Here is an 11936-nt window from a genome sequence, read left to right as displayed (position 1 = left end):
TGCCGAACCGATAGATTACCAATGCAAAAAAAGTCCGGCACCCGATAACCTGAAGTAATGACCTCACCGCTTGAAATCAGCATGGCACGTATTCGCTTACAGACCCGATTTTATTGACGTGTAAATGCAAGTTGAACGGCCAGACCCGCGAATGCTATTGCAAATCCGCGTTGCATCCGGCTCTGCACAGCAACACTGGAAAGAACATATTGCCGAACGGAAGCTGCAAAAACGCCATAAGCTGAAAAGACCATGAAAGTAAGCAGCATAAAGATCAAGCTTAACTCCAGCATCTGACCGAAAGCAGGCCCGTTTCCAGCTGAAATAAATTGCGGAAGAAAGGCAAAAAAGAAGATCGAAAGTTTTGGATTCAGTACATTAATCAGAATGGCTGAACGGATCACTTGTCCTTTGTTCTTCTGATCTGTTTCTTGCCCGCTGAGGCTTAGCCTTCCATGTCCATGGAACAGAACCCATGCCATATAAAGCAAATAGATTACACCAAGATATTTAATCAGCTGAAAAACCATCACGCTCGTATAAAGAAGTGCGGCCAAACCGCTTATTGCTGCAATCATATGCGGGATTATACCCATTGTGCATCCGAAAGCAGCAACGAAACTGGCACGCATACCACCGGAAAGACCTGCCGCAACCGTATATATCGCGCCCGTTCCGGGCGTTGCTATAATAACTAAAGATGTGAAATAAAATTCCGGCGTCATGCTACACTACCCTTCCTGAGTTTAACTTCAGGCCAAGTCAACCGCAGCGCCTCAACCAGTGAAAACATTAGAGCAGCGACATCATCACCCGCATCGTCATGCAAAGCTTCCGCAACGATCAAAACGCGTTCGGTTTGCTTTTGAACCGCAGACCAACCACTCTGACGATTGGTCCAGCGTCGTGCATGAGCACGCCTTGCATCATCCGCAAAAATCACTTCACCTTGTTCAGGATTTTCAATTTCACCGCTAAAGCTCTCATATGCCTCATCGCCATGAGCAAAGCAAACACACAGGTTACCTTCAATTCTGTCAAGATCGAACACTGCGACCGGTATTGCATAGGCAAGCGACAGGCTGTTACACAAGTCAATCAGCGGGTGGAGTTTTGGAAGTGAACCCTCCTTACGATAGCGCCGTAATAACGCTTCTGAAGCACAACGATATTGCGTTGGTTTAAGTCCCATTGTGGAAAAAGCGCGCCGCCATGCCTGAATTTCAGGGAATTCGCTTTCACCGAAGACGGAAAGCCGATGGTTGGCGACAGCCATCAGACCGTTAATTATAGTGGACGGTACTGCGTTTGCATTTATACCCTCTGCAAACAAAGCACGGGCCTGTAGTTGCGGGAAACGCTGGTGTATCCCAACGGCATAATAAAACTGAATGGACATGTTCTGGTCTCGTTGATTAAACAATCATCTGACCAGTTTCATTTCATGTAGTCTTGAAGGAAATTGCAGTTCAACGCATCGCCGTGGCGTACTGTCCCGGAGACATACCGTAAGCGCTTACAAAAAGCCGGGTCATGTGACTCTGATCAGCAAACCCTGATGCATGAGCGGTGTTCGTAAGTGTTTCTCCGGATGCGATCATTCTGCGCGCCCGAAGTAATCTGCGCTGGACTAAATAAGCGTGAGGGGTGAGACCCGTAAGTCGTGAAAATCCACGTATAAGCTGGAACTGGCTAACCCCTCCGATTGCCGCTAACTCGTTCAGTGAGAGTTGCGAAACAGGATCGTCATCAATGCGGCTACGCGCTTGTTTAATTGCACTGGGAACATTAAGCTCACGCTCGCCGGAATGTTGACGGATGAGGCGTTCCAGCAGGATGAGCAGTTTTTCAGCAGCTTCAATTTCACTATTGCCCCCATTCTTATCGGTAACAGCACGAAACAACAACCGGAAACCCGCTGCGGCTGCCCGATCAGTCAGAGCAGGGTGCGTGAGCTCTGCCATCGTAATTTTACCGTCACTCAAAATGTGTATCGGCTCAGCAAGTGCTGCCGGATCAAAATACAGCATTTTCCATGCGCGGCCGACATCGCCGACAGGTGAGCCATCATGTACTTCCCCGGGATTGACAGTAATCACATCTCCGGCCTCAGCTTCGACAATACCTCGTCCGCTCAATGATTTTTGAGCGCCACGAATGATTACACCAATACCGAATTGATCATGAGTATGACGGCCGAATTTATGTGTTGAATCCGCTATCACGGCTTCCACATCCGTCATGTCGCAACGAATAATTTGGAATCGTCCTTTGCTCATCTGGCAATACTACTCTGAGGTATCTTCATGAACCATAAATGTGTTGTAAGATCCGCAGCATCAACGATCGGTATCGGGGTTTTCCAGTTACTCACGGAGTAGTCTGTCTGCGCTGAAGCTAAATGAAAGTGCTCATTTCAGATCTCACTTGTCAGATTTTTCTGAAGTAACTGCATTGCTTGCTCATGACAGACAACTGAGCCCGCGGCCACGACGAGTGGTCCTGAGCTCAATTTTAATGGTAGGCCATTCCAGTCTGTTATAACTCCGCCAGCACCTTCAATGACCGGAACCAGAGCACAAAAATCGTAAGCATCGAGATTGCCATCAATACACAGGTCAATAAAACCACGCGCCAATGAAATATAGCCTATACAACCACCGTCACGGACGGACCAGTTAACGGCATTCTTCAACCGCTCGGCACCCGGCTCATCCGGTTTTTGCGCATTATTAGTCCAATCAGATAACACCGCCTGCTCAAGCATCAAACAATCGCGAACCCTCACCGGTTTACCATTGCATAATGTTGGACGACCAGTAACTCCGACAGCTCGCAACCGTGCTATAGGTGCTTCGATGATACCCAAAACAGGTTTTTCCAGATAACATAACGCAATAAGTGACCCAAAAGTGGGTAATCCGGCAGTAAAGGAACGGGTACCATCTATTGGGTCAATTACCCATATAAAATCCTTGTCCAATCCTTGTGACCCGAACTCCTCTCCCAGAATTCCGTGTTCGGGATAATGCACAAGAATTTCTTTACGCAAGATTGCTTCAATACGCTTATCGATCTCCGTAACCGGACTACCATCACCCTTTTTCTCGTAATCAAAGCCTGTCTCATAAGCTTCAATCAAAACAGGTCGTACTAAATCAGCCAAATGTTCGGCAAAAGATACATACTCATCTAGACACTGCATGAAATTTTACCCAATTTAATTGCAAAAGCGACTAACTAGTTATTAAACAACTCGATTGCCTGCGCATGTATTGCGGAATCCCCTGCGGCAATGATCTGCCCCTCCCAATCAAGCGTGATCGACTGACCATCCCAGTCACTCACAACTCCTCCTGCACCCTCAATAATCGCAATCGGGGCAAAAACGTCATAAGTATTAAATCCGGCATCAACAGCAATATCTGTCTGACCACGAGCCAGGCAACCATATGCATAGCAGCTGCCGCCATATTGGGTGTACCGTGCGGCTTGATTAAGTTTAGCCAATGACTTCAGTTCGACTTCAGACATAAAACCGGGGTTAGAACTGGTCACAAAAGCGTTTTCCAGTTCAACAAGCGGACGACAACGAATAGCCCGGTCGTTATGATGTGCACACATGCCGGCAATGCCCGTCAGACGCTCACTGGTTGCAGGGAAATCCATAATCCCTGTCCATGGCTTACCATTTCTGGCAACGCTGATCAGAGTCCCATAGACGGGTATTCCGGCAATAAACGGTGCTGTTCCATCAATAGGATCGATCACCCAGACAAATTCCTTATCCAAGCTGATTGCGCCGAATTCCTCGCCCAGAATACCATGATGGGGATACTTAGCCTCAATCATTTCACGCAACCGCATTTCAATAGCCCGGTCAGTCGCTGTGACAAAACTTGCATCGGCTTTAATATCTATTTCGTGCGAATACCGGATTGCATTGAGCAAAATTGTTCGGCTTGTATCAGCAAGTACTTCTGAAAAATCCAGAAATTCGTCCGCTAAATTTTTATCCATAAATCACCTATTTATGCAAAATCTGGCTCAGGAATGTTTTGGCGCGTTCGCTCTGAGGATTGTCAAAGAATGCTTGCGGCGTTGCAGTTTCAACAATTTGGCCGGCATCCATGAAAACGATTTTATCCGCGACTGATCGTGCAAAGCCCATTTCATGCGTCACACAAATCATCGTCATGCCTTCGCGTGCCAGATCAATCATCACATCCAGCACTTCTGAAATCATTTCCGGATCAAGGGCAGAGGTTGGCTCATCAAACAACATAACTTCGGGGTTCATACATAAAGCCCGGGCAATCGCAACGCGCTGCTGCTGTCCCCCTGAAAGCTGTATCGGATATTTATTGGCCTGATCTGGAATTTTTACTCGTTCCAGATATTTCATCGCTGTTGCATGAGCCTCAGGTTTACTCTTTTTACGAACAAGACGCTGTGCAAGCATCAGGTTTTTCACAATGGTGAGATGTGGAAACAGATTAAAATTCTGGAAAACCATGCCCACTTCACGACGTACTGCATCAATCTTATTATTATCATTTGTCAGCTCATGACCATTTACCGTGATACGTCCGCTATTGTGCTCCTCCAGCCTGTTAATACAGCGGATCATTGTCGACTTCCCGGAACCGGACGGCCCACAAACAACCAGACGCTCACCTTTATTAACCACAAGATTGATGTTTTTTAGTGCCTGAAAAGCTCCGTAATGCTTGCATACGTCTTCAAGAACAATAGTCTCATGAGAAGCTACCATATCAGCTTTCCTTTTTTAAATAACGGCCAGTTGCCTGTTCAAGTTTTCCAAACCCGGTCTGAAAAACCCATGCCATAATCAGATAAATAAGCGCGGCCGCTATGAAGACCTCATAGGGAGCAAATGTTTTAGCAACAATTGTGCGGGCGACACCGGTAATGTCCATAAGTGTCACAGTGCTGGCCAGTGCCGTTGCCTTCATCATAGAAATAAATTCATTTCCATAAGCAGGTAATGAAATACGGATGGCAATTGGTGCTACAACATGGACAAAACGCTGGCGTGTTGAAAGACAGAGAGCTTTAGCAGCCTCATTAACACCTCGGTCAACACCAAGCACACCACCGCGCAAAATCTCGGACACATACGCCGAGGAATTGAGCGACAAGGCCAAAAAACAACAGCCAAACGGTTCGCGCAACAAAGGCCAAAAGATACTGTTACGCACGAATTCAAACTGCGGCAGGCCGTAGTAGATAATGAAGATTTGTACCAGGATAGGTGTTCCGCGCAGGAAGTAGATATAAGCCATTGCCGGCCACGCGAGGTACCAACGCCCGCTAATCCGCAGCAATAATATACCAACTGCAAGGATCATTCCCATAACAGAGGAAAGAACTAATAGTTTAAGCGTAATCCAGATGCCGCTGGCAATAAGGGGTAAACTCGACGCAACGAGGCTCAAATCAAAGCTCATACTGCTCTCCTCATATGACGATTGGCGTATTGTTCCAGACCGGCAACCGAGACAGTGATAAAAGTCGTGATTGCCAGATAGATCAGCGCCACCACCATATACATTAGGAACGGCTGATGCGTGACGGCTGTTGCCATCGCACCGACGAAGACAATTTCTTCAAGCCCGATAACCGAAATGAGGGCTGTATCTTTCATAATTGATAGCAAATGGTTGCCAAAATTTGGCAAAGCCAGACGCCACATTTGCGGAACACGCACATAGAAAAAAGTCTGCGCTTTTGAAAGACCCAGAGCATGTGCTGCTTCGACCTGCCCCTCGGGCACACCAAGAAATGCACCACGAAAAGTTTCAGTCATATAAGCACCGACAATAAAGCCGATTGCTGTTGCGCCAGCCCAAAACGGCGGCAGATCAACAAACTTAATTTGCGGATTAAAAAGCTGTATAAACCAAGTCAGCGAAATTGCTGTTCCGTAATAAAAGATCAGCAAAACAATCAGTTCCGGCGTTCCGCGAAAAATAACTGTATAAGCATTAGCAAAGAAACGAAGCGTGCGATTTCGCGATAGTTTAGCTGTCGAACCAATTAATCCAAAAATAACAGATAAAATCAGGGCAACTACGAATAATTTCAAAACAACTAATGTTCCGAAAAAGAAATCATCCCACCATCCTGAAAGTACAGTCATTACAATCCTTTCCACCGAAGGCACATTGTAATAAAAAATAAATTTGCTGAACTAATACTGAAACTTGCGTCTCAATTTTTGCAAATCTTTTATTTTGGGGCTTACAATGTGCATTTCTGGATCATTCAATTATTTATCCGGGTAATAAATGACACGATCGGTTAGCTCGCAAGAATGCTATCAGCATCTTGCAAATGATCAGAACCGGAAAGTACGATCAGAGCGGCCTCTGTGCAGAGGTATTATAATTCCGCCCTGATCCTTCATTATTATACTGCTTCCACAAAACTGAATTTTGCTTTTTAAAAGCAGAGTAAAGCATTAATTGGCTTCAATACCCTGCCAATTTTCCGGATTAATATTGAATGGGAAATACTTATGGCTGAATTTTTCCAGATCGCCGTTTTTGATCAAGGTTGCCAAAGCATTATTCACACGCGCCATCAGCTCTTCAGAACCTTTTTGCGCGCCAATTCCCACGCCTTCACCAAAATATTCTTTTTTATCAATAACCGGTGAAACGAATTCAAAACCAGAACCATTTTCCTGACTGAGGAAATCAAGGTAGGCTTTCATAGGATTAGTAATAGCGATATCTACACGACCGCTACGTAAATCCAGCAACATCGCCTGACCACTATCATAAAGCTGAATATTGGCGTCCGGAAGTTCAGCTTCAATCCACTTGTTATAGGTTGTGGCCCGTTCAACGCCAACTTTCAGCCCTTTAAAATTATCAGGAATAACATTTCCTGCTTCATCAAAAAGATTCAGATTTTTACCCTTTGGGCCCAGGAAACGGCCAATTGATACTCGGTAAGGTATTGAGAAATCAATTTTCTCAAGCCGCTCTTTTGTAATCGACAAAGATGCAATGATCAGATCAAATTTATTCGCCAACAGAGCCGGTATCATCCCATCAAACTGCTGACAGACATATTCCAGATCTGCTCCGATGAGTTCAGCAACGCCTTTGGCTACATCCACATCATAGCCAGCCATTTCTCCGGTAGGCAGACGATAATTAAATGGTGCATAGGTACATTCCATGCCAACACGCAATGTCTCAGCCTGAGCTACATTTGGCTGGAATGGCATAAAAGAAATAGCGGAGAATGCTGTCAGCATTCCGTATAAAGCAAGCTTCTTAACTGACATAACAGGGTTCCCTCAAATATTTTTTATTTTCTTGCGGATCAAAAAAATCCTCCAATATAAAATTCTCGATCAGCAATTATTTGATAAATGTTCAGTAAATCTGCGTGCAATGTTATCCCCCCAAAGGATGATGGCTTATTCCATCCCGGAGCTATCACCTTCAATGTTTTTTGATCTCTGACGCCCACCATTCTCAAGAAAAATTACAATTTAAATATATAACTAATATAAATAATATTTATTGATTTTAATTCTTATTTAACTTGATAATAATCGAGAATAATTTCACAATTAAAGGTAGTTCAATTATTTTATTATCGATTAAAACTGAGAATAAAGATGAAATTTGAAAATTTTTCTGTGGCATCATAATATATTTTGTAAGGTGCACTAATTTTTATTTAATTCATCATATGAAGGATCTGGCGATCGTTGACCGGTTCTTTTTTGTATCGACTTCAAAAACAGTGAAAACAACTCCTGTTGCGTCGACAGACCTAGTTTCGCGTATAAGTTTTTACGATGTGTTTTCACCGTAGCAATTGAAATCCCCAGATTATAGCCGATGGATTCACTGGAGTGCCCTTTTAGGATCAAATGGGTTACTTCCCGTTCACGTGGGCTGAGAGTGTCCTGACAAAAGCCGTTGAGCAGATAATCAAATGTCAGAATCTCGGTGTCCTGACGTTCAGCTTTTTTCACGTGCTGCCAAATTCGCCGGTACAGCGCATAGATGATTGGTGCGATACTGCTCACAGTCTGTATGTGTAAATCTGAAAATCCGCCCTGACTGACTTTTCTTGACAGGCTAATTTCCGCCATATCACCTTCGGGTAATTCAATCGCAACAATCAACTCCTCCATACCTGCAGGCCAGCCATAGGTACGATATCCCAGCTCTTCATCCTCATGTCGGTGAACATTGAGGTGCTTATAATGATCTGAGCTAAAATATGCATCCGGAGCTAATTCCGTGATCCGGTAGATGCCCGTTTTTAATCCACCAAGGTAAGCATTATAGACCGGATTAAGAATATATGTTCCTTCAAAATAATGCTCCAGCGCCCTCTTTGCCTGTATATTCTTAAACGTATCAGCAATATAGACCGGCGCTGTATCCTTCCTGTAAACTGCTGACATTGCCAGATTGAAAGGCATGATCCGGTTAATTGCGTCAAGCAATATATAAGGACCGTCAGTATGATCAAATCGCTCGATTGCCTGGGCAACAGCAAGGATAAAATCATCAGTTTTTGTCACCAGAATCCTACCTCAATGGGTTTAGCCGGCTTGGAAAAAGCCCAAGCCGGCATCTTGTATAAAATCGTCACCACTTTCATGATATCCACTATTTGCAGATCATCAATGCGCATAGCTTGTAATAATTTTTTCAATAGCGCTTAAAGCTTGTTCAATTTCGGCCTGCGTATTGTAATGCGCAATACCTAAGCGGACAACGCCTTCATTTTCATCCAGGCCGAGCAACAATGCTGCCTCATAGGCATAGTTATGCCCTGACCAACAATAAATATTCTCAGCAGCCAGTGCCTCTGCGATCACATGGGTTGAAATATTTGCATGAGTAAAGGAAACAGTAGGGACACGATGTGCAAACTGCTCCGGGCTCGTAATGCCCTGAATAGTCACACCTGCAATTTTGTTTAGTCCGGAGATAAGCAGCTTTGTTAATTCCATCTCATAGGCGTCGAAGCTGGTATAGGCACCCTGCAATTTCTCCTGTCGTGTTCCGCTGTGACCCGTGGCTTCGCCCAACCATTCCAGATAGTTCACTGTCCCTATAAAACCGGCAAGTAATTCCGTCTGAGGTGTGCCTGTTTCAAAGCGTTCCGGCAAAGCGTCACTGGCGCAACGGCACTTATATGGCTCCAGTGAAGCAAGCAACTCCTCACGTCCCCAGACAATCCCTAAATGCGGGCCAAAAAACTTATAAGACGAGCAGGCAAGGAAATCACAACCTAACGCCTGCACATTAGGCAAACGGTGCGGCAATAATTGTACGGCATCAACATAAACCAAAGCGCCGGCAGCTTTGGCAATTGCCGAAAGAGCGGCAATATCATTAACGGAACCTGTCATATTGCTGGCAAAGTTCAGCGCAACCAAACGGGTTCTATCACTAATCAGGTTTTGTAAGGCTTCCGGCTCAATTCGCCAGCTATCACGGCTGAAAGGCAGCCACTTTACTGTCAACCCCAAATCCTGTGCCAGCAATAACCATGGAGCAACATCACCTTCATGGTCCATCTGTGTGACAATAATCTCATCACCCGCCTTCAAAGTACGGCCGATCGAGCGTGATAAGTGCAATGTCAGTGTCGTCATATTCTGCCCTATGACGATTTCCCGCATCGAAGAAGCACCAAGAAGATCTGCGGCGGCTTCATGTGCCCGCTGCCAGATAGTATCAGCACGTTTTGATGCTGCAAAAGCACCACCCAGATTACTGCTTGCTGACGCCATTGCCTCAGCCACCTCGTCAATCACCATTCGCGGAACCAGAGTTCCTGCAGGATTATCCAGATAGACAGGTGGAGTTATCTCTCTCGACAAAGCCGGAAACCGGCTACGAACGTCAAGAACTGGAAAGATGGTATTTGAGCCGACGTGTTTCATAATGAACTCTCTTATGGCTTACAGCAATGATATCAGACGAATAAGTATTATCGCTGATTATCTGTATGCATTGGATCGTCCGCCATCGCCCCAAAGGAGGATAGTCAGCAAAACACTAAACTGAAACACTATTCGACAAGAGCAACAACAGCAGCAGCATTATTCTTTCAGAGATCTAAAAATGTATGATTATAATAAGAGATTTTCTTAAAAACAGATAAATATTCGCCACACATAACAACAAAATATGTCAATTTATTATTGATCATCAATAAACCTCTGTAAAATTAAAATATAAAGTTAAATTATGCATGAGTAAAAATATTTAACAATTCTTATTAAACAATAATATACATAATTAAAGCAACAAAATAATCCTATAACTAGCCGATAAAACATATTCTTAAGTATATGCATTATAAATCTTGAAAAATATTAATCCCCCGACATGACAGGAGAATCTTATGCGTGACTACCTCTACATCAATGGCGAATGGATTAAACCTAAATATGATGGGCTCTTCGACGTCATTAATCCGGCAACCGAAGACCTTATTCATAAGGCTCCGGCCGCGTCCGTTGATGATGTTGATGCAGCTGTAAAAGCAGCACGACAAGCATTTGATACGGGGCCGTGGTCCAGAATGACAGGGCACGAACGCGCGAACTATCTGCGGTTAATTGCGCAAAGTATCCGCGCCAAACAAAATCAACTTGCAGAGATGGAGGTAATGGACAATGGGAAACCGTTACCTGAGGCTCTCGGAGATATTACAGATGCAGCAGGATGTTTTGATTATTATGCAGGACTAGCTGAAGAGCTTGATGCGCAGCCAGAAGAACATTTATCTTTAACTGATACGCGTTTCAAAACCAAAGTAGTCCGGGAGCCTATGGGCGTTGCGGCCGCCATCATTCCATGGAATTATCCTTTATTGATGGCCAGCTGGAAAATTGCCCCTGCTCTTGCGGCTGGGTGCACAATCGTACTGAAACCTGCAGAACAAACTCCGCTTACGGCAATGGAACTCAGTACAATAATTGATCAAGCAGGGTTACCCGCTGGTGTCGTGAACATCATTACTGGTCTTGGTTCTGTAGCGGGTCAGGCACTTAGTGAACATCCTCAAGTCGATAAAATCGCTTTTACCGGCTCGGTTGCGACAGGCTCCAAAGTGATGGCAGCAGCAGCACGCGATATCAAGCGTATTAGCCTTGAACTCGGCGGTAAATCACCATTTATTATTTTTGAAGATTCCGACATTGAGAAAGCTGTTGAATGGATTTTATTCGGCATCTTTTGGAATCAAGGACAAGTCTGCTCTGCAACGTCACGGGTTTTCGTTCACGATACTATTTACGATCGCCTGTTATCCCGTTTAATTGAAGAAGCACGTAAAATTAAAATCGGGAATGGTCTTGATGCCGGTGTTTTATTAGGCCCTCTGGTTTCCAAACAACAATATGATCAAGTTTTAGATGCCATTACGCAGGCATGTCTTGACGGAGCAAAATTAGCCTTCGGCGGTAAGCGACCCGAGGGACTTACAAAAGGATATTACGTCGAACCAACCATTTTGTCTGATGTACCTCTTAATAGTGCTGCATGGCGCGAGGAAATTTTTGGTCCGGTAGTATGTGTCAGGCGATTCTCAGAAGAATCCGAGGCTGTAAAACTCGCCAATGATAGTCCGTTTGGCTTAGCTGCAGCAGTGATGTCAGCAGATGACGCGCGAACAGAACGTGTTGCAGCTAATTTACGGGCAGGAATTGTCTGGATCAACTGTTCACAACCAACATTTACCGAAGCACCATGGGGAGGCTACAAACAATCCGGTATCGGACGGGAACTGGGTCGCTGGGGATTAGAAAACTACCTTGAAATTAAGCAAATTACTCGCCTGGTCAGTGATGAACCATGGGGCTGGTATATAAAATAAAGAATAAGCATATCAATAAAATCATGCGAACAGTGAATTCC

At 44.7% G+C, this 11936-nt stretch carries 12 protein-coding genes; 1 reads left to right on the top strand and 11 read right to left on the bottom strand.

The features are described 5' to 3' along the window. Window positions 1–110: 110 nt before the first annotated feature. From DFR47_RS09995 to DFR47_RS09945, 11 genes are all read right to left on the bottom strand, one after another. Window positions 111–725 (bottom strand): LysE family translocator, encoded by a 615-nt coding sequence (locus DFR47_RS09995; RefSeq protein ID WP_113944264.1) that lies wholly within the window; start codon window positions 723–725, stop codon window positions 111–113. Further along, the gene (locus tag DFR47_RS09990; RefSeq protein WP_113944508.1) at window positions 722–1393 is read right to left on the bottom strand and encodes a B3/B4 domain-containing protein; all 672 of its coding nucleotides are present in this window, start codon (window positions 1391–1393) and stop codon (window positions 722–724) included. Before DFR47_RS09990 ends, DFR47_RS09995 begins: the two co-directional genes overlap by 4 nt. A 76-nt stretch (window positions 1394–1469) precedes the next feature. Next, a complete protein-coding gene (locus tag DFR47_RS09985) occupies window positions 1470–2279 on the bottom strand; it encodes an AraC family transcriptional regulator (protein ID WP_113944263.1) in 810 nt (269 codons plus the stop codon). A gap of 137 nt (window positions 2280–2416) precedes the next feature. Continuing rightward, the gene (locus DFR47_RS09980) at window positions 2417–3205 is read right to left on the bottom strand and encodes an inositol monophosphatase family protein (RefSeq protein WP_113944262.1); all 789 of its coding nucleotides are present in this window, start codon (window positions 3203–3205) and stop codon (window positions 2417–2419) included. A gap of 35 nt (window positions 3206–3240) precedes the next feature. Then, a complete protein-coding gene (locus DFR47_RS09975; RefSeq protein WP_113944261.1) occupies window positions 3241–4020 on the bottom strand; it encodes an inositol monophosphatase family protein in 780 nt (259 codons plus the stop codon). Between the two features lie 7 nt (window positions 4021–4027). After that, on the bottom strand, window positions 4028–4774 hold the full coding sequence (locus DFR47_RS09970; RefSeq protein WP_113944260.1) for an amino acid ABC transporter ATP-binding protein: 747 nt from the start codon (window positions 4772–4774) through the stop codon (window positions 4028–4030). A gap of 1 nt (window position 4775) precedes the next feature. Further along, window positions 4776–5471 (bottom strand): ABC transporter permease, encoded by a 696-nt coding sequence (locus DFR47_RS09965; protein WP_113944259.1) that lies wholly within the window; start codon window positions 5469–5471, stop codon window positions 4776–4778. Beyond that, window positions 5468–6187, bottom strand: coding sequence for an ABC transporter permease (locus tag DFR47_RS09960; protein WP_245416526.1), 720 nt, complete (start codon window positions 6185–6187; stop codon window positions 5468–5470). The genes DFR47_RS09965 and DFR47_RS09960 overlap by 4 nt, the downstream gene beginning before the upstream one ends. Before the next feature lie 297 nt (window positions 6188–6484). Next, on the bottom strand, window positions 6485–7321 hold the full coding sequence (locus DFR47_RS09955) for a transporter substrate-binding domain-containing protein (RefSeq protein ID WP_113944257.1): 837 nt from the start codon (window positions 7319–7321) through the stop codon (window positions 6485–6487). A 390-nt stretch (window positions 7322–7711) separates the two neighbouring features. Next, complete coding sequence (locus DFR47_RS09950; RefSeq protein WP_113944256.1) at window positions 7712–8581, bottom strand: helix-turn-helix domain-containing protein; 870 nt, start codon at window positions 8579–8581, stop codon at window positions 7712–7714. A 102-nt stretch (window positions 8582–8683) separates the two neighbouring features. Next, window positions 8684–9955 carry a cysteine desulfurase-like protein gene (locus DFR47_RS09945; protein WP_113944255.1) on the bottom strand — a complete coding sequence of 424 codons (1272 nt, stop codon included), beginning with the start codon at window positions 9953–9955 and terminating at the stop codon, window positions 8684–8686. A 464-nt stretch (window positions 9956–10419) separates the two neighbouring features. On the opposite strand from DFR47_RS09945, the gene DFR47_RS09940 reads away from it, so the two are divergent. Continuing rightward, on the top strand, window positions 10420–11895 hold the full coding sequence (locus DFR47_RS09940) for an aldehyde dehydrogenase family protein (RefSeq protein ID WP_113944254.1): 1476 nt from the start codon (window positions 10420–10422) through the stop codon (window positions 11893–11895). Window positions 11896–11936: the final 41 nt, after the last annotated feature.

Source organism: Pseudochrobactrum asaccharolyticum, from assembly GCF_003314995.1.
Taxonomy (GTDB): Bacteria; Pseudomonadota; Alphaproteobacteria; order Rhizobiales; family Rhizobiaceae; genus Pseudochrobactrum; species Pseudochrobactrum asaccharolyticum.
Note: the sequence above shows the minus strand (reverse complement) of the source record. Positions and strands in the feature narration are given on the sequence as shown.